At 58.4% G+C, this 25485-nt stretch carries 26 protein-coding genes and 2 pseudogenes; 11 read left to right on the top strand and 17 right to left on the bottom strand.

Annotation, left to right across the window (positions count from 1 at the left end):
* From HJC04_RS05475 to HJC04_RS05460, 4 genes are read right to left on the bottom strand one after another with little or no spacing between them, the layout of a single operon-like run.
* Positions 1–510 (bottom strand): hypothetical protein, encoded by a 510-nt coding sequence (locus HJC04_RS05475; RefSeq protein WP_221145165.1) that lies wholly within the window; start codon positions 508–510, stop codon positions 1–3.
* A complete protein-coding gene (locus HJC04_RS05470) occupies positions 507–995 on the bottom strand; it encodes a TspO/MBR family protein (protein WP_221145164.1) in 489 nt (162 codons plus the stop codon). The genes HJC04_RS05475 and HJC04_RS05470 overlap by 4 nt, the downstream gene beginning before the upstream one ends.
* A gap of 60 nt (positions 996–1055) precedes the next feature.
* Entirely contained in the window at positions 1056–1280 is a 225-nt protein-coding gene (locus tag HJC04_RS05465; RefSeq protein WP_221145157.1) for a DUF378 domain-containing protein, read from the bottom strand.
* Positions 1281–1308: 28 nt separating this feature from the next.
* Positions 1309–1794, bottom strand: a complete 486-nt coding sequence (locus HJC04_RS05460; protein WP_221145148.1) for a fasciclin domain-containing protein — start codon at positions 1792–1794, stop codon at positions 1309–1311.
* A 160-nt stretch (positions 1795–1954) separates the two neighbouring features.
* On the opposite strand from HJC04_RS05460, the gene HJC04_RS05455 reads away from it, so the two are divergent.
* Complete coding sequence (locus tag HJC04_RS05455) at positions 1955–2539, top strand: helix-turn-helix domain-containing protein (protein WP_221145147.1); 585 nt, start codon at positions 1955–1957, stop codon at positions 2537–2539.
* 9 nt (positions 2540–2548) lie between these two features.
* On the opposite strand, the pseudogene HJC04_RS32205 reads toward HJC04_RS05455, so the two are convergent.
* From HJC04_RS32205 to HJC04_RS05430, 6 genes and pseudogenes are all read right to left on the bottom strand, one after another.
* Positions 2549–2732: pseudogene (locus tag HJC04_RS32205) on the bottom strand (aminoglycoside phosphotransferase); the annotation flags it as partial.
* On the bottom strand, positions 2731–3864 hold the full coding sequence (locus tag HJC04_RS05450) for an ABC transporter ATP-binding protein (protein WP_210632391.1): 1134 nt from the start codon (positions 3862–3864) through the stop codon (positions 2731–2733). The pseudogene HJC04_RS32205 and the gene HJC04_RS05450, both read right to left, overlap by 2 nt.
* A 153-nt stretch (positions 3865–4017) precedes the next feature.
* Positions 4018–5223, bottom strand: coding sequence for an ABC transporter substrate-binding protein (locus HJC04_RS05445; RefSeq protein WP_221145228.1), 1206 nt, complete (start codon positions 5221–5223; stop codon positions 4018–4020).
* A gap of 73 nt (positions 5224–5296) precedes the next feature.
* Entirely contained in the window at positions 5297–6154 is an 858-nt protein-coding gene (locus HJC04_RS05440; RefSeq protein ID WP_004672438.1) for a carbohydrate ABC transporter permease, read from the bottom strand.
* Positions 6151–7035 (bottom strand): carbohydrate ABC transporter permease, encoded by an 885-nt coding sequence (locus HJC04_RS05435; protein ID WP_097601388.1) that lies wholly within the window; start codon positions 7033–7035, stop codon positions 6151–6153. Before HJC04_RS05435 ends, HJC04_RS05440 begins: the two co-directional genes overlap by 4 nt.
* Positions 7036–7048: 13 nt before the next feature.
* A complete protein-coding gene (locus HJC04_RS05430) occupies positions 7049–8206 on the bottom strand; it encodes a Gfo/Idh/MocA family protein (RefSeq protein WP_221145145.1) in 1158 nt (385 codons plus the stop codon).
* A gap of 286 nt (positions 8207–8492) precedes the next feature.
* Between HJC04_RS05430 and yghX the strand changes: the two genes are divergently transcribed.
* On the top strand, positions 8493–9380 hold the full coding sequence (gene yghX, locus HJC04_RS05425) for a YghX family hydrolase (protein WP_210632389.1): 888 nt from the start codon (positions 8493–8495) through the stop codon (positions 9378–9380).
* Between the two features lie 56 nt (positions 9381–9436).
* On the opposite strand, the gene HJC04_RS05420 is transcribed toward yghX, so the two are convergent.
* Both HJC04_RS05420 and HJC04_RS05415 read right to left on the bottom strand, forming a co-directional pair.
* Entirely contained in the window at positions 9437–9877 is a 441-nt protein-coding gene (locus HJC04_RS05420) for a DMT family transporter (RefSeq protein ID WP_210632388.1), read from the bottom strand.
* Positions 9874–10359, bottom strand: coding sequence for a DMT family transporter (locus tag HJC04_RS05415; RefSeq protein WP_210632387.1), 486 nt, complete (start codon positions 10357–10359; stop codon positions 9874–9876). The genes HJC04_RS05420 and HJC04_RS05415 overlap by 4 nt, the downstream gene beginning before the upstream one ends.
* A 116-nt stretch (positions 10360–10475) precedes the next feature.
* On the opposite strand from HJC04_RS05415, the gene HJC04_RS05410 reads away from it, so the two are divergent.
* Positions 10476–11312 (top strand): pirin family protein, encoded by an 837-nt coding sequence (locus HJC04_RS05410; protein ID WP_210632386.1) that lies wholly within the window; start codon positions 10476–10478, stop codon positions 11310–11312.
* A gap of 230 nt (positions 11313–11542) precedes the next feature.
* Positions 11543–11767 (top strand): hypothetical protein, encoded by a 225-nt coding sequence (locus HJC04_RS05405; protein WP_064695708.1) that lies wholly within the window; start codon positions 11543–11545, stop codon positions 11765–11767.
* Positions 11768–11803: 36 nt separating this feature from the next.
* Here the strand turns inward: HJC04_RS05405 and HJC04_RS05400 are convergent, their stop codons facing one another.
* The 3 genes from HJC04_RS05400 to HJC04_RS32060 all read right to left on the bottom strand — a co-directional run bounded on the left by HJC04_RS05400 (position 11804) and on the right by HJC04_RS32060 (position 15612).
* On the bottom strand, positions 11804–13798 hold the full coding sequence (locus HJC04_RS05400) for a glycosyltransferase (protein ID WP_210632385.1): 1995 nt from the start codon (positions 13796–13798) through the stop codon (positions 11804–11806).
* Positions 13780–15012: an HlyD family secretion protein gene (locus HJC04_RS05395; RefSeq protein ID WP_210632384.1), complete on the bottom strand. Its 1233-nt coding sequence runs from the start codon at positions 15010–15012 to the stop codon at positions 13780–13782. Before HJC04_RS05395 ends, HJC04_RS05400 begins: the two co-directional genes overlap by 19 nt.
* A gap of 399 nt (positions 15013–15411) precedes the next feature.
* Positions 15412–15612: a hypothetical protein gene (locus HJC04_RS32060; RefSeq protein ID WP_184458619.1), complete on the bottom strand. Its 201-nt coding sequence runs from the start codon at positions 15610–15612 to the stop codon at positions 15412–15414.
* A gap of 636 nt (positions 15613–16248) precedes the next feature.
* On the opposite strand from HJC04_RS32060, the gene HJC04_RS05390 reads away from it, so the two are divergent.
* Positions 16249–17385, top strand: coding sequence for an AraC family transcriptional regulator (locus HJC04_RS05390; RefSeq protein WP_210632383.1), 1137 nt, complete (start codon positions 16249–16251; stop codon positions 17383–17385).
* A 168-nt stretch (positions 17386–17553) separates the two neighbouring features.
* Positions 17554–17702 (top strand): annotated as a pseudogene (locus HJC04_RS05385) (helix-turn-helix domain-containing protein); the annotation flags it as partial.
* Positions 17703–18104: 402 nt separating this feature from the next.
* On the opposite strand, the gene HJC04_RS05380 reads toward HJC04_RS05385, so the two are convergent.
* Positions 18105–18437 carry a GYD domain-containing protein gene (locus HJC04_RS05380; protein ID WP_210632382.1) on the bottom strand — a complete coding sequence of 111 codons (333 nt, stop codon included), beginning with the start codon at positions 18435–18437 and terminating at the stop codon, positions 18105–18107.
* 176 nt (positions 18438–18613) lie between these two features.
* Complete coding sequence (locus HJC04_RS05375) at positions 18614–19639, bottom strand: LacI family DNA-binding transcriptional regulator (RefSeq protein ID WP_221145143.1); 1026 nt, start codon at positions 19637–19639, stop codon at positions 18614–18616.
* 171 nt (positions 19640–19810) lie between these two features.
* Between HJC04_RS05375 and HJC04_RS05370 the strand changes: the two genes are divergently transcribed.
* The 5 genes from HJC04_RS05370 to HJC04_RS05350 are packed head-to-tail and all read left to right on the top strand — an operon-like array spanning position 19811 to position 25413.
* Entirely contained in the window at positions 19811–21070 is a 1260-nt protein-coding gene (locus HJC04_RS05370; protein WP_221145141.1) for a sugar ABC transporter substrate-binding protein, read from the top strand.
* Between the two features lie 60 nt (positions 21071–21130).
* Positions 21131–22012: a carbohydrate ABC transporter permease gene (locus HJC04_RS05365; RefSeq protein WP_210632379.1), complete on the top strand. Its 882-nt coding sequence runs from the start codon at positions 21131–21133 to the stop codon at positions 22010–22012.
* Positions 22005–22841, top strand: a complete 837-nt coding sequence (locus HJC04_RS05360; protein ID WP_210632378.1) for a carbohydrate ABC transporter permease — start codon at positions 22005–22007, stop codon at positions 22839–22841. The genes HJC04_RS05365 and HJC04_RS05360 overlap by 8 nt, the downstream gene beginning before the upstream one ends.
* A gap of 13 nt (positions 22842–22854) precedes the next feature.
* On the top strand, positions 22855–23997 hold the full coding sequence (locus tag HJC04_RS05355) for an ABC transporter ATP-binding protein (RefSeq protein WP_210632377.1): 1143 nt from the start codon (positions 22855–22857) through the stop codon (positions 23995–23997).
* A 54-nt stretch (positions 23998–24051) separates the two neighbouring features.
* Positions 24052–25413, top strand: coding sequence for a NosD domain-containing protein (locus HJC04_RS05350; protein WP_210632376.1), 1362 nt, complete (start codon positions 24052–24054; stop codon positions 25411–25413).
* Positions 25414–25485: the final 72 nt, after the last annotated feature.

Below are 25485 nucleotides of genomic sequence, written 5' to 3'. Positions count from 1 at the left end.
TTAGATCGAGCGGCTGTCATATGCCCAATGCAGCAGAGCCTGGCGCTGGCGCGGCCGGCACCAACAATCTCCAGGCTCGCAGGCTCGGCGAAGCTGAGCGACATGGCGGCGAATGGCTTTCCAGCGGGCGATCTGTCGCTCGTCCTCGCCGGGCATGCGGCGACCTTGATAATAGCGGCAGTACCACTGGAACCAGCCACGCGGATCGTCGGGATATATCCATCCCTTGGCTCGCCAGACGCTAAGGGGTTGGCTGGCGTCGACACCGAAGCAATTCAGTGACGGATCCTTTCGCAGCGGCGATAGACGGGCCTCTGCAAACCAGCTTGCCGGGAATTCGTTACGACAATCGGTCATGTATTTGCCGCCGAACACGCCGAGCGCAAGCATCTCGGCGGGGGTCAGCTCTGGCCGGAAGTCGGGATGAAAGTTGCGGCCACTTGGTGCAGCGAGAGCGTATCGGTAGCCTTGCTGCATCCGATCATTCACGACGATCCACCGGGGTTTCATCGGCCGCCCTCCGACAGCGGTTTCGGGCGGTTACGCCGCCAGATGGACACGTTGAGTGCCGCCGCGAAACTCACCCACGTGAGGTAAGGAACGAGGAGCAGGGCAGCAGCCGAATTCGCGGGATAAAACAGGATGATCGTCGCCAGGATCGCAGCCCAAAGCAGGATGATCTCCACCGCTGCCAGCCCGGGTCGGTGAAGGGCAAAAAAGATCGGCGACCACGCAGCATTGAGCAGAAGCTGGACTGCATAGACACTGAGCGGGAATTCTGCACCGGCAATGCCTGCCTCCAGCCACAGGAGCCAGCCCGACAGTCCGATCGAGGCATAGAGTACCGCCCAGACCGGGGCGAACAGCCAATCGGGCGGGCGCCATCCTGGCTTGTCGAGCTGCTTGTACCAGTCGCCTGGCCGAAAAATCACGCCGGTGGCCACCGCAGCAAAGCTCACGGCCTGAAAGGCGACCATCACAAGAAGGGAATGCATGTCCATCCGACAAAAGGTGGAGGGAGCCGCCGACGCGGCAAGCGGGTCCCTCCAAAGGCCCTATTGGTTTTGGCGAGCAGCGAACTCGCCGGAACCCATTGCAGAAAACAGCGGGATGACCTGCCAGGCGGCTGACAGCCCCACCAGGACGTAAACGATCCGGGCGATAACCGAGCCGGCCCCGAAAATGGCGGCCACGAGGTCAGAGCCGAATAGCCCGACCAGCCCCCAGTTCAGGCCGCCTACGATGACGAGGATGAGCGTTAGTATGTTGATGAACTTCATGGTTCTTCTCCAGTTGAGGGGACGAGGGTCAGCCTTCCGGCGGCACGATCACCTTGTCGATGACATGGATGACACCATTGGAGGCAGCAATGTCGGCGGCGGTGACGGCGGCGTCGTTGACCTTGACGGTGGAGCCCTCGACGTTGACGTCGATCATTTGGCCATTGACCGACTTCGCCTCATCGATACCCGCCACGTCCTTAGCCATCATCTTGCCCGCGACCACATGGTAGGTGAGGATCGCGGTGAGCTTTTGCTTGTTTTCTGGCTTCAGAAGGTTTTCGACGGTACCGGCCGGCAACTTGGCGAAGGCTTCATCGGTCGGAGCAAAGACCGTGAACGGACCCGTTCCCTTGAGAGTGGCGACCAGGCCTGCCGCTTCGAGCGCGGTCGCCAGCGTCTTGAATTTACCCGCCTCCGCGGCAGTTTCGACGACATCCTTCTCCGCGGCGACCCCGCTGAAACTGCTGCCGAGCGTGATTGCTGCAGCGACTAAAAGGCTTCTCAACTTCATGTCATTCTCCTCTCGATGACAGGTGCGCGTTGCACCTCGCATCTTTCATTTGGAGAACACAGATTTTATTGCCACTCAAATTTTCGTGAGCGGAAACGGAATTATATTGTAATGAAAATTGTCGTTATGATAGTTTCCCGTAACGAAAAGGAGTTTACGAGTGCTCTCCGACACGCTGTCCAATGAGCTTCAGCGCTACGCGATCGGCCCGCGTATCAAGACACTGCGACTGAGAAAGAAGCTGGGGCTGGTGCAGCTGGCGGGGCATACAGGGCTCTCGCCTGCGATGCTTTCGAAGATCGAGCGCGGGCAGATGTTTCCGACGCTGCCCACGCTGCTTCGGATCGCGATGGTTTTCGGGGTCGGCCTCGATCACTTCTTCAAATCCGACAAGGAGGAGCCGCTCATCGCGATCGTCCGAAAGTACGAGCGTCTCAAACTTCCAAGCCCGCCGGGCGAAAAGAACCCAGCCTTCCTCTTCGAAAGCCTCGATTATCCCGCTTCCGACCGCCGCATGGAGGCGTATTACGCCGAATTCCCGCTCGATTCGCCGCCCTCGGAGCCGCATCAACATGGCAGCGCCGAGTTCATTTACGTGCTCAGCGGTCGGCTTGTCGTCATTGTGGACGGCAAGGAGACAGCGCTGGATGCGGGCGACGCTATGTATTTTGACTCAAGCGTTCCGCACAGTTACCGCCGGGAAGGCGAGGCAATCTCGACGGCTCTTGTTGTGATTTCTCCCTAGGCGGCCGCTGCCCTGTGTCAACCGATGCAGCTCGCGGAGCGTGTAGGCCATGCGACGCCAGTCGGACCCTGTCTCGGGCGGTCCGCCCTCCATGTATTTCATCACCCCAGACCGCTCGCGAACAGCTGGCCGTCGGTCGTCCGGATTGGCGCTGGAACGTGCATGCTTCACTGTCGAGGTATTGGATCAGCTCAAGCCGCCGTCGGATTAATCACGTTCATATCGATTTCCGTCAATTCCACCCGCCGCTCAAACGCAATCCCCGCCTCGTCGAAGAGATGGCAATCGGCGGCGTTGATGCCGGTCGAAACAGGTGCGTCGGGACGAATGCCGACGCTGCCGGGCAGCATGGCGCAGAAATTTTCCGCCTCGCCGTTGAGCGAGGCGTAAGCGACAGTATTGGCGCCGAGGCGTTCGATGACCGTCGGCGTCACGGTAAAGACGATGTCACCGCCGTTGAGCTGGATGTGCTCCGGCCGGATCCCGAGCGTCAGGGTCTTGCCGACCATGCCGTCGCGCGGCGTCACCGGCAGAACGGCCGTCTGCCCCTTGTAATCCACTTCGACGCCGTTGGCGCTGACACCCTTGCAGGACACCGGCAGGAAATTCATCTTCGGATTGCCGATGAAGCCGGCGACGAACTGGTTGGCGGGCTTGTGATAGAGCTCCAGCGGCGCGCCGGTCTGGGAGATGTTGCCGGCGTCGAGCACGACGATGCGGTCGGCCATGGTCATGGCCTCGACCTGGTCGTGCGTCACATAGATCATCGTCGCCTTCAACGCCCGGTGCAGCTTGGCAAGTTCGATGCGCATGTCGGCGCGCAGCGCCGCGTCGAGGTTGGACAGCGGCTCGTCGAACAGGAAGATCTTCGGTTCGCGCACGATGGCGCGGCCGATCGCCACGCGCTGGCGCTGGCCGCCGGACAGCATGCCGGGCTTTTGCTGCAGCCGCTGGTCGAGGTGCAGGATGCGGGCGGCGTTTTCGACCTTGGCCTTGAGTTTTGCCTCATCCATCTTCTCGACGCGCAGCGGGAAGGCGATGTTCTCGAAGACAGTCATATGCGGATAGAGCGCGTAGGACTGGAACACCATGGCGATGCCGCGCTTGACGGGCGGCAGGTCGTTGACCCTGACGCCGTCGATGATGATGTCGCCTGCCGTCGTCGCGTCGAGACCGGCGATCATCCGCAGCAGCGTGGACTTGCCGCAGCCGGAGGGGCCGACGAAGACGACGAACTCGCCATTCCTCACCTCGAGCTGCACGCCCTTCAGCACTTCATAATCGCCGTAGAACTTCTGAACTTTGTTGAGAAGAAGCTGTCCCAAAAATCTGTCTCCGCCGGCGGTCTTTGTCGCACGTTCGATCATCATTACTGCACAGGCAAGGTGCTGCAGCGTTACGCATCCGATAAGACGCGTGACGCTGCAGGGGAGGGATCGCGGATTGTTGCCTCCACGATCCCAAGGCGCGAAGCAAGCTTACTTGAAGGCTTCGATTTCGCCAGCCGCCTTCTTCAGCGCGGCCTCCGGTTCGGCCTTGCCTGTGACGACCGACTGGATCATCTCGATCATCGAGTTCTGGAAGCCCTTGTAGTCGGTGAAGAGCGGTTCCGGACCACCATAGTCGATGCCTTCGATCAAGGGCTTCCAATAGGGATCCTTGGCGACGAACTCGTCAACCTTCTTCGAGGGCCGCAGCGGGGTGAGGCCGGCGCCGCCCTGCAGCTCGTACTCCGATTGCACATCCGGCGAGGTGATGAACTTGGCGAATTCCGTCGCCTTGTCTTCGACGCCGGAGCCCTTGAAGATCGCCAGGCTGTCGGTGATCAGCAGCGTGCCGGGGCCCTTGGCGTCGGGACCGAGCGGCAGCGTCGTGATTCCCCAGTTGATCTTGGTTTCCTTCAGGCGGGAGGCAGCGCCGGATCCTGCCTGGATCATCGCAACCTTGCCGTCGAGGAAGATGGCGCGGACTTCGTTCTGCTCATAGGCCGTCGGGCCTTCCTCGGAGTAGGGGACGATATCCTTGTAGGCCTTCAGCGCGGCGAGAATCTGCGGGCTGTCGAGCGTGATCTTGCCTTCGGCATCCGTCACCGCGCCGTTGTTGGTGTAAACCCAATGCATGAACTGGTGCATGGTGTTGTCGAAGGTCTTGGCGGAGAGACCGAAGCCCGGAATGCCGGTCTTTTCCTTGATGGTCTTGGCCATCTCGATTTCTTCGGCCCAAGTCTTCGGCGGCTTCTCGGGATCGAGGCCGGCCTGCTTGAAGAGATCCTTGTTCCAGTAGAGCGCCTTGGTGGAGAAGGCGATCGGAACGCCCCACTGGTTGCCTTCGAAGGTCACCGTGTCGACGATGTGCGGATAATAAGCCTTCTTTTCGTCGTCGGTCATCGGCACCGGAACGATGAGGTCGTTCTGGGCGAATTCCTTCAGCGTACGCGAGCCGACATAGGCCATGGCAACAGGCGTGCCGGCGGCGGCGAGCGTCGTTGCCTTGTCCTGGCACTGCGCCCAGCCGACGACTTCAGGCGTGACCTTCCAGCCCGCGTTCTTTTCTTCCCACTGCTTGATGTATTTGGTGTGGACCGGATCGATCGTGTCGCCGCAATAGATCCAGCTGATTTCCTTGTCGGCCGCATGGGCAGTGACCGCGGTCAATGCCGTCGAACCGAGCAGGGCGAGCGCCATAAGGCCTGTCTTGATTGCTATGCTCACGTTGTGACTCCCAATGTGGTTGTTAGCTGTTCACTGATTATTGCTCTTATTGTTTCACCGCACCGGCGGTCAGACCGCCGACGAGGTAACGCTGAAGGAAGAAGATGACGACCATCGCCGGCGCGATGCCGACGAAGGAAGCCGCCATCAGTTCGTTCCAGATGACCTCCTGCTTGCCGAAGTAAGCAAAGAGCCCCACCGGCAAGGGCATGTATTCGCTCTTCGAGTTGAACGTCAGCGCGAAGATGAATTGCTGGGCGTAGGCGCCGATGAAGGTGGTGATGGCGACGACGATGATCCCCGGCATCGCGATGGGCAGGATGACGCGGCGCAGCGTGTAGAAGTGGCTGGCGCCATCCATGAAGGCAGCTTCGTTGAGCTCCTGGGGAATGCGGATCATATAGGTGCGTAGCAGCCAGATCGCCGAGGGGATCAGGAAGGCGACGCCAGGCACGATCATGGCGAGATAGGTGTTGAGCACGCCCATGCTGCGCATCAGCCGGAAGAGTGGGATGAGCAGCACGGCGCCGGAGAACATGTTCACCGTCAGGAAGGCGCCGAGCAGGATGCCCATGCCCTTGAATTCGAACTTGGCGAAGGCATAGGCCGCCGGAATGACGAGGCAGAGCACGATCAGCGTGACGATGATCGAAATGAAGAAGGAGTTGAAGATATAGCGCCCGAAACCCGGCACGCTGATCCACATCGTCCGGTAGGCTTCGAACGAGCCGTTCTCCGGCCAGAAGCGATAGGGCGAGGAGAAAAGCTGGGCAAGCGGCTTCAGCGATACGAGGAAGCCCTCGACGAAGGGCGCCAGCACGAAGAACAGGAACACCGCGATGCCGCAATAGATCAGGATGATTTCCCACCAGCGGTAACGGTCGATCATGGCGGCACTGCTCATGCGCGCTTCTCCGGGTTGAGGCGGCGGGTGACACGGAAATAGGCAAAGCAGAAGAGCGACAGGAAGATGCAGATCAGGACGGCGCGCGCCGCCCCTTCGCCGTACTTCTTCGAGCCGATCGCGGTCTGATAGGTGTCGATGATCATCGTCGTCGTCTCGCCGCTCGGACCGCCCTGCGTCAGGATCCAGATGATGTCGAACGAGTTGAAGGTGGCGATCAGCGACAGCATCGACATGGTGATGATGGCAGGCACCATCAGCGGCAGGGTAATGCGGCGAAAGCGGTACCAGCGGCCGGCGCCATCGGTCCAGGCGGCTTCATAGAGATCCTTCGGAATGGACTGGATCGCCGCCAGGAAATAGATCGTCACCAGCGGCACGCCGATCCACACGTCGGTAACGATCGTCGCCCAGAAGGCGGTGCTGCCATAGGCGAGGAAGGCAACCGGGCCGTCGACGAGGCCGAAGCGCTGCAACAGGCCCGAGATCATCCCGAACTGGCCATTATACATCCAGCCCCACATGAAGATGCCGATCGCCATCGGCACGATCCATGGCGGCATGGTCAAAAGCCGGAACAGCGAGCGGCCCGGCACGGCGGCATTCAGCATGCAGGCGCCGAATGTGCCAATCACCATTTTCAGCGCGACGGAGAAGAAGGTCCAGACGAAGGTTCGGAGAATGACCTCCGCAAATGTGGCGTTGAAGATCTTCTCATAGTTGACCCAGCCGACCCAATTGGTGGTCTTCTTCAGCGACGCATCGGTGAAGGAGAGAATGAAGGTATCGACGAGGGGATAGGCGACGATGGCGAGGACATAAAGAACGGCCGGAAGAAGAAGGATCCAGGCGAAGATGAAGGCGCTTCTTTGAACACTCATCTTGCCGCCTTCCTCAAGCCGCTCTGGCGTGAAGGGCCTCGTCGAAGCGGTCCCACACGGGACGCAGGTCGACGACCGATTTCTTCATCCTCGCTTCGTCCATGGCAAGGGCCAGGATGCCGGCCTCGAGCGCATTCAGCGTCGAAACCGGAAGCTCGAGGCCGGTGCGCACGCTTTCCAGGAGGTCGCTCGCCATCTGTTCGTCGGCGCCGTAATGCTGGGACAGTTCGGTTGCAGCATAAGTGTTTGCGACCACCTTGTTGCCGGTCAGCTGTTCGTGCACGTTGAGATAGCCGCGAACGAAATCGCCTTCGGCCATGCCGCGCGAGCCCATGATGGCGAAGCGGCGGAACTGGTCGGGTACGTTCAGATTGGTATGGAAGTTCATGCCGACGCCATTGGCATATTCGACGATCGCCACCTGATAGTCGATGATATCGGCATCGCTGTCGAACACCTTGTCCGACCCCATCCAACCACTCGGCTTGCGATGGAAAAGCTCGAGGTCGTTGATGCCCTCGCGCGTCGGATCGTTGGCCGGAATGAAGCTCTTGCGGCCGCCGAAACTGGCGACGCGCTCCGGCCGCGCACCGACGACACCATTGTAAAGGTCGAGGTCGTGGCAGCATTTCTCCAGCACGAAGCTGCCGGAATAGCGCTCATAGCGGCGCCAGTCGCGCATGAAGAAGGCGCCGTGATAGGGCTCGATATGTTCGGAAGCCTCGATCGACACGATCTGGCCGAGCTTGCCCTCGGCCTGGATGGCGCGCAGATCCTTATAAAGAGGCGAATAACGCAGCACGAGACCGACCATCAGCCGCTCGTGGCCGAACTTCGCCAGGAGATGGGCAAGCTCGATGCTCTCGGCGATGGTCGTGACGATCGGCTTTTCGCAGAACACCTTGAGGCCGGACTGGAGCCCGAGCCGGATGTGGTCGAGATGCAGGTGATTGGGGGAACCGATCATCAGCAGATCGAGCTTTTCCGAGGCGAGCAGCTCTTCCGGCGTACCATAGGCCTTGCCGGCGGAAATACCCTTTTCCGTCAAGCCGGGAAGGCCGGCGGGATCCGGATCCACGTAGCCGACGATGTCGAAGCTGCTATCGATCGCCTTGAAGACGTAGCCGAGGTAGCCGAGCCGGAATCCGAGCCCGATGATGCCCACTTTCATGCCGATCAAGTTCCCAACTAAGTAATTTATTTTCTTTAAGTTGAGACAAAAATTGGAGGGCGTCAATAGAAAACGGGCCTCACGCCACGGCCATGAAATTAATTTTCATAAACCGGCAGGCGGCTTTCGATTTTCATGCGGTCGACGACCGGATGCGGAAGCGCCGAATGGTTGCAACTGACGCCAATTTCGCCGGCAAGCTCACGCAGAACTCGCGAAATGTTGAAAAGTCGAGCACGCTGGCCTGTGTAGGATGGATGGGAACCGGAGGCCAGGAGGAGCCATCATGACCCGCATGACAGCCAAGGATTTCCCACAGGAACTGCTCGAACTCTATGATTACTACGCGCATGGGAGGATCACCAAGCGCGAGTTTCTCGACCGCGCCGGCAAATTCGCCGTCGGCGGCGTGACCGCGGCCGCCATCCTGGCGTCGCTGAGCCCGAATTATGCGTTGGCGACCCAGGTCGAGGCCACCGATCCGGATATCGCCGCCGAATACATCACCTACCCCTCGCCGAAAGGAAATGGCGATGTGCGCGGCTATCTCGTCCGCCCCAAAAACGCCACCGGCAAGGTCGCCGCCGTCGTGGTCGTGCACGAGAACCGGGGCCTCAACCCCTATATCGAGGATGTGGCGCGGCGCGTGGCGAAGGCCGGCTTCATCGCGCTGGCGCCCGACGGCCTCACTTCGGTCGGCGGTTATCCCGGCAATGACGAAAAGGGGCGGGAGCTCCAGCAGAAAGTCGATCCGGAAAAGCTGATGAACGACTTCTTCGCGGCGGTCGAGTTCCTGATGAAGGGTGACCTCACCACCGGCAAGGTCGGCATAACAGGCTTCTGCTACGGCGGCGGCGTGGCCAATGCCGCGGCGGTCGCCTATCCCGAACTGGCCGCAGCCGTGCCGTTCTACGGCCGGCAGCCGCGCGCCGAAGACGTGCCGAAGATCAAGGCGCCGCTGCTGCTCCACTATGCCGGGCTGGACACGGGCGTCAACGAAGGCTGGCCGGCCTATGAAGCGGCGCTGAAAGCCGCGGGAAAAACCTATGAGGCCTATATCTACCCCGACGTCAATCACGGCTTCCACAATGATACCACGCCGCGCTACGACGAGGCGGCGGCCAAGCTGGCCTGGCAGCGGACGGTCGACTGGTTTACCAAATACCTCGCTTGAGAATGCAGCGGCTTGGTGATCCGGCGGCGGGGAGGCGTTCCCGCCGGACGCCGGGGTTATTTCGGAGCGCCGGCCCTGCGCCGTCCCCGGCTGACCATCATTCCGCCTATGATGAGAACAATCCCGCCGGCATTCGCCCAGAAGGAGGCCGGCACGGCGCTGAGATAATCAAACGCCACCCCCGTGACCATCTGCCCGCCGATGATCAGCAGAGCCGAGTTGACTGCGCCGATCCGCGCAATCGCCCAACTGCCGGCCGCCACGAAGACAACGCCGAGCGGACCGCCGAGATAGGCATACCAGGGCGCCTCGGCAGCCCCCGCAGGAAGCAGGCCGCCGACGACGACACCGAGGCAGGTGAGGACGGCAAAGCCTATCGCGTGATTCCAGAAGGATGCGATCAGCGGCGTCGTCGAGATGCTCAGCCGCCCATTAAGCTGACGGCTGAGGCCGACGAGCACGCCGCCGAGGCAAGCGAGGAGAATGAAGAGCGTCATGCCGCGCCTCGCCCGAACAGGATGATCAGCGCCGCTCCCGCAACGACCAGGCCGAGCGCAACGATGTCGCGAGTATCGGGATGCCGCTTTTGCAGGCCGAACAGCCCCCAGCTGTCGGCCGCGACGCTGAAGACGACCTGGCCTGCCAGGCCGAGAGCCAAGGTGCCGGAGAGCCCGAGCGGTGAGTTGACCGCGGTCGAGGTCAGCATGACCGTTGCCGCGCCGGAAATGCCGCCGAAATAGGCCCATAAGGGCGCCTTCAAGATCTTTTCCTGCCTTGGCATTCGCCGCCGGTGAACCAGCAGGAGAAGAATGACGGCGGCGATGATGCCGGTGCCGTGAGCGGTCCAGGAAGAAAAAAGCGGATTTCCGTACCGTGCCAGCTCGCCATTGAGATGCACCATGAACGTCAGGAGCCCACCCGTGGCAAAAGCGCCGGCAAAGTAGATCGGATGCGGATTTCGTGCGGCGTCGATGGTCATTGGAGATCCCGTATGCGAATCGATTGCGGCGGATGTTTTTCAAATTGCCACTAAGGCCATTCATCGGCATCCTCAGCAAGACGTGTCGTCATAGCCTGACAGGCATGGAGGACGCGATGCTGCTCAAAGGCGAACGGACATTCCTGGTGCGGGATGCTGGCGGTTTTGTCGCGCACATCAATATGCCGGGATGGTTGAAGCCGAAGCCGACGGACCACGGCCATGGCCCTCTCGCCATGGTCGTCGAATCCATTCTCGACCCTGGCCGGCTGATCGCGATGCACGAGCACAGAAACGACGAGATCGTCTCCTGGGTGCCTGATGGCGTGATGCGTCACCAGAACCGAGCCACAGGCTGGCTGCTGATCGACCGCCATCATCTGATGGTGATGAATGCCGGGAAAGGCTTCTGGCACTCCGAGGAGACGCTGGTGACCGATCCGCCGCTGCGAATGGTGCAGATCCTCATTCGTCCGCGTGCGGTCGATCTGCAGCCCAAAATTCAATACGGCCCGATCCCCACGGTCGCGGCGAATGTCTGGCGACACCTGGTCGGCCCGGAAGGGGAGGGCGCGCCGTTTTATGTCCGCAGCGCTGTCGACATCTTCGACATCCGGCTGGAAGCGGGTGCGCGGTCGGAATTCCCGCGCAAGCAGGGCAGGGATCTCTACTTCTATGTCTTCCATGGCTCGATCACCGTTGATGGTCAGACCTTCATGGACGGCGAGCAGGGACTGCATCTGTCGGATGCCCGCCTCGACCTCGAGGCCAAGGATCCAGCCACGCTGATCGCGTTTCTCCTCTACGCAAACGCACCGGTCGCCAAGCAGGGGACCGTCGGCGACCACGAGAAGATACCGTCGGCCCTCGTCATCAGGGCGCTTCTGAAATGGAGGAAATTTCGGCAGATGTGGCGACGGTCCTCGTTAGGCGCGCTTCTGCGGCAACGGTGATTACCGCAAGTCGCTTCCGCTTTCGGCAATTGTGCGGTAGCCTGTCCGTTCGTTCACATCCAGCGGAGATTTTCGCTGGGAGCCCAGAGATGCCGAGGACGGGCGAAATTGCGATCGCCAGAGCTTCGGAACAGTGTCCGTCAGCCGTGATCCGGCTAAATGCGATTGTGAACGGAACAAGCATGCCTGCAATTGGGTTTCGAACCTTAGCGTTTAAAAGGAGGAGCATCATGCCTACGGTTGCCGCGACGCCCATCACTCCGCCCGATCAGCACGTTGTCACCGCACGCGAAGCCATCGAGCCGCTTTATGAGAAGCTCGAACTTCAAACGGAATCGCTGGTTCTTTCTGCAGCGCTCGAAGCAGGATGGTCTCCGGACGAGGCAACGGAAGCGCTGGCGGCGCTCAGACTGCAGGACGCGCTGTCCATCCTCGACGAACGATCCGGGCAATAAGTTGAAGAAGCGCGACAACCTCTCTCACGAGCCGGGCTACAACGTGCGCGTTCGCCCGAATGACCGCAACAGCAGATTAAGAGAGACGGCAACCTTGTCGATGTCGCGAACGTCCCGCGAATATCGACCGGTGTAGAGTTTTACAATCATGCTGTCGCGAGCAGAGCCGCTGAGTTCAAAATACAAGTGCAGGTAATAGGCTTGCTTGTCGCCGCCGCGACTTACGCTCCTTCGTCGTTGGGTGATCTGTCCGAGCTCCGCTTTGATCGGGGCGAAGCCAGAGAGTTTCAGCATCGCCGATTTGGATTGAAATCGGGCCATGTCCGGGACTGCAACGACCGCCTTGTCGAGTGCGAGACTGACGACTTGGCCGGGGACATCGTTGACGATGGCGGGTTCATCGAGCTTGAACGCATGAAACAGGCGCCGGGGTTTCTCAAAGCAGATGAGTGACGCAATCAGCAGGACGACAATATTGATCCCTGACCACCATGCCGCGACCGGCGAAAACTGGCCTTGTACATGCGACGTTTCCGGTACGATGTTGACCAGCAGACCAACCACGGTGATCGTGATCATGCTTGCGATCCAGGCGAAGCTGTAGCGGTCGAACTGGTTCGCCTCGTTGCCACTGCCCTTTGGCGTCACCCTGAAAGGCTTGCCAAATGGTCTCACCAGGCTGGAGACCACGGTCGGCAACATGCGGAATGTCGCAAAGGTACCGACGGCGCTGGAAACCACAGGCAGATAGCGCGTCGGCGTGATCCACAGCATGAGCAGAAAATACGCCGCCAGCAGCGGCACCTGATGAGATACATAATCGGCCATATCCGTGAAATAGAGCGGAAGCAGGCCGAACCAGAGATAGACGATGGGGACAAGCAATATAGTGAAGCGGACCAGATACTGCACCAGCCATGATGCCGGCAGGAACATGATCCGTTGAAAGAGCGTCAATCCCGGGCCGCGCAGCGGGCCATTATACAAGTACAGGGTTTGAATACCCCCCTGGCACCATCGTTCGCGCTGCACGAAATAACCGGTCAGGTTTTCGGCGGCCAGTCCCATCGATAGCCGCTCGTTCAGGTAGCGCGTCTTGTAGCCTTTGTTGAGCATCGAAAGAGTTGTCAGCAGGTCTTCTGTGATCGACTCCGTCGGAAAACCGCCGATTGCATCGACGGCCTGGCGGCGGGCAATCGAGCATGACCCGCAGCAGAAACTGACGTTCCAGGCATCTCGGCTGGGCGCGATCTCGTCAAAGAACAAACGCTGCTCGTCCGGCCAGATATTCTCCAGGCCCAGGTTTGATTGCACCGGATCGACATTGAAGAAATGTTGAGGTGTCTGGACGATACCGATGCTTTCGTCGGAAAAGAAGGGCAGGGTCCGGCGAAGGAAGTGTCGATAGGGAACAAAATCGGCATCGAAAATCGCAATAAACTCGCCCGAGCTGACCTTCAGCCCATTGTTCATATTGCCGGCTTTGGCATGGCTGTTGTCGCCGCGCGTGACGTGGATGACGTTCTTTTCTTCGCAATAGGCCTTCAGCCAATCCCGGCGTTGATCGTCAAGCACATACACATTCAATTTGTCCGCAGGATAATCCAGCGAGCGGGCGCCGATGATGGTTCGCTCGAGAACATCGAGCGGCTCGTTATAGGTGGGAATGAAAACATCGACTGTCGGCAGCTCACGCTTGTCGCGCGCAAAGAAAACACGACCCAACCTGTCGGTTTCCGCGCTCCGGTCGACATAGCGGCTCATCAATACCAGAAAAAGGATGACTTCGACGCAGGCGAGAACCTCGACGACAAAGAGGATCCAGACCCAGTAGAAACTCGCACCGTCGTTCGGATAGGGAAGCACCGTCTCGGTCAAGCGCCAGTACATGTATCGCAAGGCGAATGCTGCGACGAACGCGCAGGTTACCGCCCGTGTCCAGGTGTGATGCCGCGACCAATTGAACGGCCCCAGAAAGAAGAAGGCCATAACGAGAAAGGTCGGAACCAGCGCTAGAAGATACTGAACCACAGGCTTTTGACCCAGTTGGATACGTCGATGCCGTGCTTGGAAAACCGTACCTGCACTGTGCGCCCCACCTGGCAGGAGTTCGCAAAATCGTCGTTCATGAAAGATGGATCAAGGCGAACGCGAATGCGGGCATTACGCTCGGTCGACGGCGGTAAACTGGCGGCAAAGGAATCGGCCTCGACCGAAGCCGAACTGCCTCTGGCAGAAATGACGGTGCCTTGGAAGACATCGCTGCGGCCGAACAAGCGCACCTGCGCAACAAGCCCCGGATAGATCTCGTCATAATTGACCTCGGGAACAAGGATATCCACAAACAGCTCTCGACAGTCGAGGAGGCGCATCAACTCGTCGTTCAGCACCACGTTGGAACCGTCGACGATGCTCCTGGTCCAAATAACGCCGTCGAACGGCGCTATTGCGGTCGCGGATTCAAGGCTGCTGACGCGATCTGCCTCTTTGACCAGCTGCTTTTGAACTTCGGTGGCTCGTGTCTCATTTTCCGCGATGCGTGAGTTCAAGTCGTTGATGCGAACGACAACCTCGTCTTCACGCTGTCGCGAATAAGGCACGTCATTCTGTCCGTCGCCGAAGACAAAGATACCCTGGCGGACCGCATTGAGCCTTTGTTCCAATTGATCGACAGTCAAATTGCTGATTTCGACCTCGCCGCCAGTCGCAGCTCCGGCGGCCCGCGCGACCTCAACCAGCTTCTGCGTTAGAATGCCTTTTGACTCGAGCTCCATCCGGCGATTCAGGTCGACCTGCGCGACCAGATCCTGAGCTTGCGACACTTCGACTTTTTTCCGCAGGATTTCGACTTCGCGCTCGAGATTGGCAATGGTGGTCTGCCTGTAGATTTCCAATCTGGCAGACAATTCCTCGCGAAGTGCGGAGAGCTCCTCCCGCTCCTTTTTAAGTGCCGCGACGCGGTCGAGTGCCGTGTTGCGATCTGCCTCGAGCGAAGCGAGGATTGCACGATTGACGCGTGTATTTCGGATTTCTGCGAGGGGTTGCCCCGCCTTGACCGGGCTGCCGACCTTGAGGGGTTCTTCCGCAATCGTGCCGTCGATTGGGGCATTAACGACAGCAAACCGGGCATTGACTGTGCCATCAAGGCTCGTAAAGCCGGTAATCGTCGGCAATGACAGGACGGTCACGAGTGCCAGCAGCAACAGGCCGACGACGATGCGTGTGATGCGATGGTTCCAGATCATATTGTCATCCGAAGGTATCGCTCTGCAGCCATCCGTCGCTAGGGGACCCGGCACAAACGGATGCAACTCATTATTGCATAAATTAGCGCATTGAGAATTAGTAGACAAGTGATGGTCGTAACCTGCGACAGAAACAATTCGGCTTTGGAGCAAATGCCGCCGACGGAGGCGTGGGCATATCGATGCGGTGGTCAACCATCCCGGCGCGGCGAACTGACGTGGTGGGGTATGGGGTGATGAAAATCGCCGCGCCGCGCCTGTAATGCCGACATCTCATTAAGACAGAAACGGCCTAATTCCACGCGATCAAAGAGCGGTTCAGCTTTTCACGGAAGCACAGAACCGCTCTACTCTTTTGTGTTTACGCAATTCCGGACCCTGTCATTTCCTGGAACTGCTTTAATTCGGTCGAAGCTTTTTGGTCGCGATCAGCATGACAAGATCTTCCGAGGCGTCTGCGAGCGTCAATGCCAACTCCGCAGCCGACCATCCACGTTTCTGCAAACTGACGAGCATTTCCACCATTGCGACTTCGACTTCTCGTCTGCAGCTCGAAATCGGCTTCAATTGGATTACGTTCTCATCGCATGCGGTAGTCATCTTAGCCTCCTCTGCCACATGAAGGGCAGCGTCAAAGAAATTCGACAATGGGTGGATATGATAGGGGTTGCGTGCAAGCCTCGAGCCTTTACGCATCGACACAGATGGCCTCGGTTGCGCGCAACCCCTCGCGCGCCATTATTTGCCGATGTCCGGCCTCAGGAGCGTCTCGCATGAATCGGCACGATGGGCGGTAGAATCTCTCCTGGCGCACCCTCAGGATGATTCCTGTCGCAAGCCAAGGCTTGCGCAAATCGCACACGACTATTTCCCCGATAGTTCACGACCTATCCTCCCATGTTCGCATCTTTTGTTTTGAATAAGTGTCTTTTTACGTTGACGGCGCTTCGACACTACATTGCACCGGCAGTTGAGTATTTTGGAAATTTCCGAACGTCCTTCGGAATTAACCATTGCTTATTTAGATATATGAACGGGACGCAATTGTCGTTATCGCCGCATCCAGAAAATTATCGGTCCGTCCATTTCTGCTCGCGGATGAATATGATAAGTAGCTTATGCACGTAGAGCTTTAGTCAATTCGGTTTTGTCGGATGGCTGCGCGGTTCAGCCGCGAAAACGATTGTTTGCTTCAGTTTGAACAGCCCGGATTGGCTCTTGCGCTGGAGGAATTGGATGGTTACGGAATCTGGAGATGACCCGGCTGCGGGACAGGAATGGCCGGCGCACCTGGAGCGGCGGCGCTGGCCGCGCGAACCGTCTTCCCAGAAAGAACATCGGGTGGACGTTCCACCGGCGCTGGCGCCCCTGCGATTTTCAACGCACGAACTGCCACCGAAAGAACAGTTCCAGGCTTGGCGATCACATGTCGCGCCCCTTATGAATGTTCATCTGCCGGACGAAAAATCGGAGGGCGACGGTTTCCTTGCGGAACAGACCGGCTGGCATCTCGGCGATATCCTCATCGTTCAGCAGCGCGCGCAGGCGTGCAGCTATATTCGCGATCAGGCGATGCTGCGATCGAGCCCAATCGATCACTGGAACCTCGGCGTGCTGCGCAGCGGCCGGGCCTGGACCGAGGCCGATCGGCATGTAACCGAGACCGGCCCGGGTGAGATATTTTTCAGGTCTCTTGGTTATCCGTACCGCGGGCGGATGACCGATTCAGTCGCTGTGCTCGTCTTCCTGCCCTATGAACTGTTGACCCGTGATGCCAGCCTTCTGCAGAACGCCAACAACACCGCCTTCTCCGGTAGCCTGGCTGAATTGCTGGTCAGCTATATCAACGGCCTGGAAGCCAATCTGAGCAGCTTGACGGTGGAGGAGGTGCCGCGGATCGTACGGACGATCGGCGATATGGTCGTTGCATGCGCCGCATCCTCCACCAGTTCGGACCGCGGTCACGAACAGACCAACATGGGGCTGATGGAGCGGGCGCATCGCTATATTCACCTCAATCTTCATTCAGATAGCTTGACGCCTGAGGTCATGTGCCGTGCGCTGGGGATCTCGCGGACGCGGCTCTACCAATTGTTCGAAACGAGCGGGGGCGTCTTCAACTACATTCGCAAACGTCGGTTGCTGCAGGCCTATGCGGAGCTTACCAACCCGACCGACACCAGGCCAATCTCGGAGATTGCCGAGACCGCCGGCTTCGACGTTGCAGCCAATTTCACCCGCGCGTTCAGCCATGAATTCGGGCTCAGCCCGCGTGAAGTCCGAAAGACCATAGCAACCGAGCACCCGGCCGTTCCAACAACACGCTCCATGCGACGTGTCGGGACAACGATCGGCGACTGGCTGACGCTCTGATGTGGGAAGGCACAAGAAGTAATTTTCTGGGTATTTCAACGAATTATGTGGCAGCGGTTGCCACACGTCTTCAAGTTCCATAACACAGATTACGCCGGATTCACCTGTAGCCGGGGTGGACTCAAGGATGAAGTGCGACTTGCGAGACGCACCTACTCCCAAATCGACATGGATGAACGTCGCAGGATCGTTCGCTGGCGAGCGGCCGGCGTGAGCGCCACCGTCATTGCCGAGAAGCTCGGCCGGCATCGCTCGACGATCTTCCGCGAGCTCAAGCGGAATACTTTTGAAGACCGCAGATGCCAGATCTGAGCGGCAACTAAAAGCTCGATGCGGCAGCGTGAGGCGTCGATCGCATAGTCTCAAAGCTAAAGCCAATGGTGCCACAACCCCGCCCCGATTCTGACCTTGCAACCCGGACCAGCCGCTCAGATCGGGGCTGGTCGTCGTGCCGCGTGGCAGCCGCGAGTGACATTTCTGCTTTGCGGCTCAGCGGACATTTCAACCTGAGCGCCACAGATTCTCCACCACCACCCCCACCATTCAGTGAGTGTCGCCAGATACTTTTGGACTTCGGTCACGCACTCTTGGACACCCACAATTTTGGATTTACGCACTCTCCTGCCCGAATGGCTGACCTCTCCGCCTGTGGCGATGCCGGAACGAACCGGCAGCGGATCGAACATCCGCTGCCGAAGATCGTTCGACGAGTGGTTTCGTTATTTTGCCGGGGCCTTGTAGGCAGATGCGATTTTGCCCGCCTTTTCTTGGGCGGCCTTGAATTCCGCACCCGTGTATGCTCGCACGGTTTTGATATTCGATACTGCTCCCGATGCGCCGACGACAAGAAGCGCGGGGATCAGGTCAACACCGTCGGGGAATTCTGCGATTACCATCCAGTCGGTTTCGCCGGTCGTGACGTAGAAAGAATGCTGTTTCCCGCCTGCTGCTTCCATGATGGTACGGGCCGCCGCTTCCCGGTCCGATGGATCGGCGATCATTCCCTTCGCTGCCGCGGCTGAATAGCACCCTGTGATTATGAACAGTGGCATAGGACATCCTCCTCAACAATCGGGCAGATCGGGCGATCTGCCGCATATTCAGTATCTCACATCCAGGCGTTCACCGCGATTAGGTAAACCGGAGTAAGCCCCGGCGTAGGGCGCCCGGTCGTGCAAGAAGCTCAATGCCGCCTCTCATTCAAGGTAGGCAGCAGAGATTCTCCCGCCTAATGAGGGTTAAAGGCGACAGAGCTACGCTCAACCAGCTTGCAAGAGACAACCCGACTGCCCGGATAAATCTTCTCGCCCGCTATCAAATCGTTCAGCCACTTCGCACCCTCTCTGCCGAGATCGTAGTATGGTAACGCTGCTGTGGTCAGCTCTGGCTTCAGCGCCGTCGTGACTGTTCGAAAATCGTCAAAGCCGACGATGCTGACGTCTTGTGGAATCCGCAATCCCAGCGCCATGGCGGCAATGTAGATCTGAATTGCCATTTCGTCGTTGCCGCTCATGATCGCGGTCGGACGGTCGTCTTGTTTGAGCATTTCGGTCGCTGCCGCAAAGACGTAGTTGTTTTCTGCCCCGACAGGCCCATCCATGCCGAGGCTGATAGAGAGGTCGTTCTCTGTGAGACCGAATTCGCTTGTCGTTCGGCGAAATGCCTCCAGGCGCAGTTCGGCTCCCAATAGGATCGGATTGAGCCGGATGTAACCGATTCTGCGATGACCCCGTTCAAGGAGATACCGGGTAAGATCTCGCGCCCCCTGATAATCATCGGGCTCGATAGACGGCAGGAGCTCCCTTGTTTGCGGCCGACAATTGATCATCACCGTCGGAATGCTGACATCGCCGGTCTCCGGATCCACAATGCGGCGGTACATGGTTACATACAGGACTCCATCAATGCGATGGGACTGGAACATTTTCCAGATTTCCACCTCTCTCTCGGAAGAACCACCGGTGTTGGCTATCAGGATGGTTTTCCCGTTCGCATTGGCCCAATCTTGAATTCCGCGGACAATATCGACCGAATAAGGCGTCGTGGAAACATAATCGGTGATAATCCCAAAGGTGTTGGAACGGCTGGATCGTATGAGGCGCGCCGCCATATTCGGGATGTAGCCGAGGTCGCGAATAGCCTTTTCCACCCTCTCCCGGGTTTCCTCAGTCACGTAGGGCTCGCCATTGATGACGCGAGAGACTGTTTTATTCGAAACCCCGGCCGCTTTCGCGACGCTGACGATGCTAACCATGTCCGCCAATTCTCCTGATGCGGGTCTGTTGTAAACTACACGCATGACAACGTCGACATATTTTTCTGACAACGTCGACAATTCCAATTGACAACGTCGTCATAGCGCGCCTATGGTCCAACAATGGAACAGCCTGAGGCAAGTGCTTCCGGCGGAACAAGGGAGGAATTCATGAAAAAACTGCTTGGCGCCAACGCGCTCGCGCTCGTTTGCATAGCGGCCTCCGCCAAGGCCGAAACCATCAATATCCTCGTGGAAGGCGGCGGCGAAATGCTGCAGAAGGCAGCCGCAGAGAAGTTTACCGCCGAGACCGGTATCAAGGTGGACTTCACCGTCGTTCCCTATCAGGGCGTCTTCGACAAGTTTTCGGCCGAAATCGCCTCCGGCTCATCGGCGTTCGATGTGGTAACGATCGACGTCGTGTGGAACGCGAAATTTGCAAGCCATGTCGAAGACCTCGCGCCGCTCTTCACCGACGCGGTTCGCAAGGACCTGCCGCCTGCCTTGCTTGCCGACGCGAAGATCGGCGACAAACTGATCGGCATGCCTGCTTGGGCCAATGCCGAAATTGTTTTTTATCGCAAGGACCTTTTCGACAAGCCGGAAGAACAGAAAGCGTTCCAGGCAAAATATGGTTATCCCCTCGCCCCGCCGAAGACTTGGCAGCAATGGCGCGACATCGCAACATTCTTCACCCGAGACACCGATGGTGACGGCAAGACTGACTTTTGGGGCACCGACACCATCGGCAGCTTCTCCGAAGAGTGGATGGCGCATGTGCTTCAGGCGGGCTCGCCAGGTGTGATCCTCGACAAGGATGGGAAGGTGATCATCAACAACGAAGCGCATAGGAAGGCGCTCGAATTCTACATCGCGCCTCACTGCATCGATCATTCCGTGCCCGAAAACGTCAACGAGACTGGCTGGGGCGAAGCTCAGAACCTGTTCTATCAAGGCAAGACGGCGATGATGAAATTCTGGGCGCACGCCTACAAGATGACGCCCGCCGATTCCAAGGTCAGCGGAAAGGTCGGCGTCGCCCCAATGCTGGCTGGCGATGCAGGAATCGCGGCAATTCCGGGTCCTTGGTACAATGTCGTTCCGTCGACCTCCCAGCACAAGGACGCGGCCAAGAAGTTCATAGCCTTCGCCATCGCCAACAATGCGCTCGGTATCGAAGCGCCGCTTGGATTGGCTGCGACGAATTCGGCCTATAACGGCTATGCCAGCAAGCCCGGTTATGAGCATTTCACGCCGCTGCTTGAGACGTTGGGCGCTCCTGCGACGCAAGGCCGTCCGATGAATGAAAAATATCAGGAATTTGTCGACGAAGCGGTTCTGCCAGCCGTGCAGCAGGCCCTGACATGCAAAGCGGACGTCGGCAAGGTCCTGACGGACGCCAAGGAAACGATCGAAGACATCCTCGACTAGTCCCTCGGCGGCGAGGAGGACGGGTGGTCCTCCTCGCATCATCAGCTTTCGGAGAGCGCCATGTCGGGTGAAGACCGATTCGTGCTGTGCATGCTTGCGCCAGCCCTCGCCATCCTTGGCTTGCTGGTCGCATACCCGGTAGGGCTTTTGGTGTTCGATTCCTTTTTTAAGGTCGACACCATTACTCCCCACATACGAGAATGGATCGGGCTCAAGAACTATATCGACGCGCTAACCTCGAAGCGTGTCGCGGAAAGCGCATTCAGAACAATCCAGTATTCGATCTTTGCGCTGTTCTTCGAATTTACCTTCGGTTTCTGCGCCGCGCTGCTGTTCACGGCGCTCCCCGGTAAATCGCGCTGGCACCGCACGATCTTCACGCTGCCATTGATGGTGCCGCCAATCGTCGCCGGCCTCTTGTGGCGCTTTCTCCTGGTCGGGAACATCGGCATCTTGAACTACGGGCTCGTCCATCTGGGCGTCATCAGCGATCCCGATGCGATTGCCTGGTTGTCCGACGAAGATATCGTCATCTATTCCGTCTCTTTCGCCGATATCTGGCTGACGACATCCTTTGTCGCCCTCGTCTCCTATGCCGGATTGACAAACATTCCCAAAGACCTGCTCGAGGCGGCGCGGATCGACGGCGCGAACGCGTTCCAGCGCTTCTGGCATGTCACGCTGCCACTGATGCGCCCGGTGATCGCCGTCGTCGTCATCGTGCGTGGGGTGGATGCGGCCAAGACCTTCGACCTCATCTGGATTCAGACGCAGGGTGGCCCCAACCACGCTTCTGAAGTGTTTTCGATGAACATCTATCAGCGCATGATGCGCTTCGGCGATCTCGGCGAGGCCTCGGCCTCCGGCACGCTGTTTCTAATCGTCATGATGGTTCTGGCTGCTGCTGCCTATTGGAAGATATGGAGGCCGGTCCATGCGTAGTGCGCGCCGCTTCAATCTCAACGGCATGGTGATCAATGCCGCCGCGCTCGTCCTCGTCCTGTCCTATGCGCTGCCTTACGTATATCTGCTCATGACGTCGATCAAGCCGGCAGCGGATGTCCAGCAGATTCCGCCGAGCTTCTTTCCCGTGGTGATCTCTTTCGAGAATTTTCGCGATGTCCTGCAATCGTCGATCCTGCCGCGGGCCTTCGCAAGCTCGCTGATGGTGGCGGTGCTGACGACCATCCTTTCCCTCGCTGTGGCGGTTCCGGCCGCTTATGTCGCGACCCACTACCGGCGCCGGATCACCACCCTGTTCCTGCTTTTCGCGCTGGTCACGCGCATGGTGCCATCGGTGTCGCTCGGCGTGCCACTGTTCCAGCTTCTTAAGTCGCTCGGTCTGCTGGATACCGTTCCCGGTCTGGTGCTCGCCCACACATCAGCCGCGGTACCTCTTGCGCTTCTTCTCATGGCAGCCTTCTTCGAAGGCGTTCCGAAGGATCTGGAAGAAGCGGCGCGCATGGACGGCTGCACCCGTTTCCAGGCCTTTCTGAAGGTCATTCTTCCGATCATGACGGGCGGAATCGCCGTCACCGCGCTGTTTACCTTCATCACGAGTTGGAATGAGTTCCTCTACGCACTGCTGCTGACGTCAGAGGCGACCAAAACGGCACCGATCGTCATTGCTGAATACAACTCCGTCTATGGCCTTGCCTGGGGAGCGATGACGGCGGCGGCCGTGCTCTATTCACTGCCCGTCATCATCGTAACGCTCGCACTTCAAAAGCAGATCGTCGGCGGCCTGACTTTCGGCGCTGTAAAAGGATGAGGGAGGCTAAGACATGGCCGATATAGAACTGCGCAACGTCAACAAGATCTACGGCAACAGCTTTCATGCGCTACACGACCTGAGTTTCAACATCAGGGATGGTGAGTTCATGGTGTTTGTCGGTCCCTCGGGTTGTGGGAAATCGACGGCGCTTCGGATGATCGCCGGCCTTGAGAGCATTTCGAGCGGCGAACTCAGGATCGGGGACAGGGTCGTCAACGATGTCGATCCCAAAGATCGCGACATCGCCATGGTCTTTCAATCTTACGCGCTGTACCCGCACAAGACCGTGCGCGAAAACATCGCCTTTCCCTTGCTAATGGCGGGGTTGCCGAAATCCGACATTGCCAGCCGCGTGGATGAGGCCGCGCGCATCCTCGAGCTGACGGCTCTGCTCGACCGCAAACCGGCGCTGCTCTCGGGCGGCCAGCGGCAGCGCGTCGCCATGGGTCGGGCGATCGTCCGCCAGCCGTCCGCCTTCCTGATGGATGAACCGTTGTCCAATCTCGATGCAAAACTGCGTGTGCAGATGCGCGCCGAGATTGCCAGCCTCCAGAGAAAACTCAACGTCACCACGATCTACGTCACTCACGATCAGGTCGAGGCAATGACGATGGGGGACCGTGTCGCTGTCATGAAGGGCGGCGTGCTGCAGCAAGTCGACACTCCCCAGAACCTGTACAGTCGCCCCGACAACGTCTTTGTTGCGGCCTTTATCGGATCGCCCTCGATGAACTTGTACGAGGCCGTTCTGAATGGAAGGACGGTGATCCTGGGCAGCAACAGTTTCGAAATTCCTGACCGGGTTTTCGAATGCCGTCCCTCGCTCAACGGTGCGTCTCACCGTCAAATCCTCCTCGGCATCCGGCCGGAGCACATGAATGACGCTTCAATCCGGCCTTCTTCGGCCGAGATCTCGGCCCCGGTCACTCTTGTTGAGGCGCTGGGTTCTGAATCCATGGTGCATCTGAATATCGATGCACCATGGGTGGACGCTGGCGACCCGGACGCCATCGTCGACATCGGCGACGAAAAAGCTGCGGTAGCCCGCTTTTCTCCAAAGAGCACAGTGCGAGCAGGTGACATCGCGCGCATCGCTGTCGATGCCGAAGAACTTCACTTCTTTGACCCGGGCACCCGCACCAGCATCTGGTGAAGGCACAGCCAAAAGAAAACAAGATTAACCCTCGCTGTCCGAGGAGACATGACAATGGTTAGCGAAAACTGTTACGACGTCACGAAGTATCCAACAGGCAATCCTCGGGAGGATATTGGCGCCGTCATCAATAACATCATTGCAGATATCAAGAACAGGCAAGCGGTTGTCGATGTAAATGACGGCGGAAAACCTGGATCAGTTATCTACATACCACCAGGCGATTATCGTCTCGTCACTCAAGTCGTTATAGACGTGAGCTATCTGAAAATCGTTGGCTCTGGTCATGGTTTTACGTCGTCAAGCATCCGCTTCAACACACCCGCAGGCGAGTTGGCCCACTGGCACGAGGTGTGGCCGGGCGGAAGTCGAATCCTTGTGGACATTTCTCCAGAGGCCGCAGACGGTGAGGCTGCTGGTGCCGCGTTTTATGTCAAGCGCAACGGAAATCCTCGTATAAGCTCTGTGGAGTTTGCCGACTTTTGCATCGATGGCTTGCACTTCATCGATGATGGTTTGGGGCAAGACGACGCAGAAAACACATACAGAAATGGCAAAACGGGAATCTATGTGGGCAGCGCCAATGACTCATTCCGAATAACCGGGATGGGCCTTATCTACCTGGAACATGGAGTTACTGTTCATGATGCAGATGCGCTCGCGATAGACAACAATTTCATCGCAGAGTGCGGCAACTGTATCGAACTGAAAGGTATGGGGCAGGCCTCGAGAATAGCAAATAATTTCGTCGGCGCGGGATATAGGGGGCACTCGATTTACGCCGAGAATTACGCCGGCATTCTGGTGTCCTCAAACAACGTATTTCCTCGAGGAGCAAGCAGTGTCCATTTCTCCGGAGTGGTGCGTTCCTCGGTCACGGGAAACAGGTTCCATTCCTTTTATCCCGGAATGTTGGTTCTTGCTGCTAACTGCTGCGAGAATTTGGTCTCGTCAAATCATTTTCTGCGAGATCGCGAGCCATGGGCGCCGATGCAGAAGTACGACAATGGCTTGGATGATCTGTTTGGACTTCTGCAGATTGACGGCAGCAACAATTCGCTGATCGCGAACCATATTTCGCACACCGTTGACACTCAATATATCAAGCCTCCCGCAGCAAAACCTGTCATAATCAATGTAGTTTCCGGCAGTGGAAACTACATAGCCAACAACCACATTGTGGCCACCACCGAAATAGCTCAAAAAGACGGGAGCGACACGCCAAACAGCGCCTGTTTTTCAACACAAGTGAGCGCATTGCTTTCAATCGGGAATTCGACTTTGCTCGACGTAACGACTGTGCTGGTGCAAAAGGCCTCCGTGGGGAATACGGTCCTGGACTCCGGAAATGTCGAACAAGTGGTGATGGACCGAGCGGTCAATGCATTCAGGGGCACTCCGGTTCCTGGGCAATAGACCGCAGCCGCCAGGCCTCTCCCGCCGGTCGTGGGACCACAAGTCCTCTTCCCGAGAAAACTTGGGCCAGTC

It is taken from the genome of Rhizobium sp. NLR8a (assembly GCF_019685235.1).
Classification (GTDB): Bacteria; Pseudomonadota; Alphaproteobacteria; order Rhizobiales; family Rhizobiaceae; genus Rhizobium.
Note: the sequence above shows the minus strand (reverse complement) of the source record. Positions and strands in the feature narration are given on the sequence as shown.

What these genes read in the sequence shown, in the direction of transcription:
- HJC04_RS05355 (WP_210632377.1), top strand. Translation starts at nt 22,855, where the DNA reads ATGGCCGATATAGAACTGCGCAACGTCAACAAGATCTACGGCAACAGC.
- HJC04_RS05390 (WP_210632383.1), top strand. Translation starts at nt 16,249, where the DNA reads ATGGTTACGGAATCTGGAGATGACCCGGCTGCGGGACAGGAATGGCCG.
- yghX (WP_210632389.1), top strand. Translation starts at nt 8,493, where the DNA reads ATGACCCGCATGACAGCCAAGGATTTCCCACAGGAACTGCTCGAACTC.
- HJC04_RS05375 (WP_221145143.1), bottom strand. Translation starts at nt 19,639, where the DNA reads ATGGTTAGCATCGTCAGCGTCGCGAAAGCGGCCGGGGTTTCGAATAAA.
- HJC04_RS32060 (WP_184458619.1), bottom strand. Translation starts at nt 15,612, where the DNA reads ATGACTACCGCATGCGATGAGAACGTAATCCAATTGAAGCCGATTTCG.
- HJC04_RS05440 (WP_004672438.1), bottom strand. Translation starts at nt 6,154, where the DNA reads ATGAGCAGTGCCGCCATGATCGACCGTTACCGCTGGTGGGAAATCATC.
- HJC04_RS05365 (WP_210632379.1), top strand. Translation starts at nt 21,131, where the DNA reads ATGTCGGGTGAAGACCGATTCGTGCTGTGCATGCTTGCGCCAGCCCTC.
- HJC04_RS05460 (WP_221145148.1), bottom strand. Translation starts at nt 1,794, where the DNA reads ATGAAGTTGAGAAGCCTTTTAGTCGCTGCAGCAATCACGCTCGGCAGC.
- HJC04_RS05405 (WP_064695708.1), top strand. Translation starts at nt 11,543, where the DNA reads ATGCCTACGGTTGCCGCGACGCCCATCACTCCGCCCGATCAGCACGTT.
- HJC04_RS05395 (WP_210632384.1), bottom strand. Translation starts at nt 15,012, where the DNA reads ATGATCTGGAACCATCGCATCACACGCATCGTCGTCGGCCTGTTGCTG.
- HJC04_RS05380 (WP_210632382.1), bottom strand. Translation starts at nt 18,437, where the DNA reads ATGCCACTGTTCATAATCACAGGGTGCTATTCAGCCGCGGCAGCGAAG.
- HJC04_RS05415 (WP_210632387.1), bottom strand. Translation starts at nt 10,359, where the DNA reads ATGACCATCGACGCCGCACGAAATCCGCATCCGATCTACTTTGCCGGC.
- HJC04_RS05470 (WP_221145164.1), bottom strand. Translation starts at nt 995, where the DNA reads ATGCATTCCCTTCTTGTGATGGTCGCCTTTCAGGCCGTGAGCTTTGCT.
- HJC04_RS05350 (WP_210632376.1), top strand. Translation starts at nt 24,052, where the DNA reads ATGGTTAGCGAAAACTGTTACGACGTCACGAAGTATCCAACAGGCAAT.
- HJC04_RS05465 (WP_221145157.1), bottom strand. Translation starts at nt 1,280, where the DNA reads ATGAAGTTCATCAACATACTAACGCTCATCCTCGTCATCGTAGGCGGC.
- HJC04_RS05445 (WP_221145228.1), bottom strand. Translation starts at nt 5,223, where the DNA reads ATGGCGCTCGCCCTGCTCGGTTCGACGGCATTGACCGCGGTCACTGCC.
- HJC04_RS05430 (WP_221145145.1), bottom strand. Translation starts at nt 8,206, where the DNA reads ATGAAAGTGGGCATCATCGGGCTCGGATTCCGGCTCGGCTACCTCGGC.
- HJC04_RS05475 (WP_221145165.1), bottom strand. Translation starts at nt 510, where the DNA reads ATGAAACCCCGGTGGATCGTCGTGAATGATCGGATGCAGCAAGGCTAC.
- HJC04_RS05420 (WP_210632388.1), bottom strand. Translation starts at nt 9,877, where the DNA reads ATGACGCTCTTCATTCTCCTCGCTTGCCTCGGCGGCGTGCTCGTCGGC.
- HJC04_RS05435 (WP_097601388.1), bottom strand. Translation starts at nt 7,035, where the DNA reads ATGAGTGTTCAAAGAAGCGCCTTCATCTTCGCCTGGATCCTTCTTCTT.
- HJC04_RS05410 (WP_210632386.1), top strand. Translation starts at nt 10,476, where the DNA reads ATGCTGCTCAAAGGCGAACGGACATTCCTGGTGCGGGATGCTGGCGGT.
- HJC04_RS05360 (WP_210632378.1), top strand. Translation starts at nt 22,005, where the DNA reads ATGCGTAGTGCGCGCCGCTTCAATCTCAACGGCATGGTGATCAATGCC.
- HJC04_RS05370 (WP_221145141.1), top strand. Translation starts at nt 19,811, where the DNA reads ATGAAAAAACTGCTTGGCGCCAACGCGCTCGCGCTCGTTTGCATAGCG.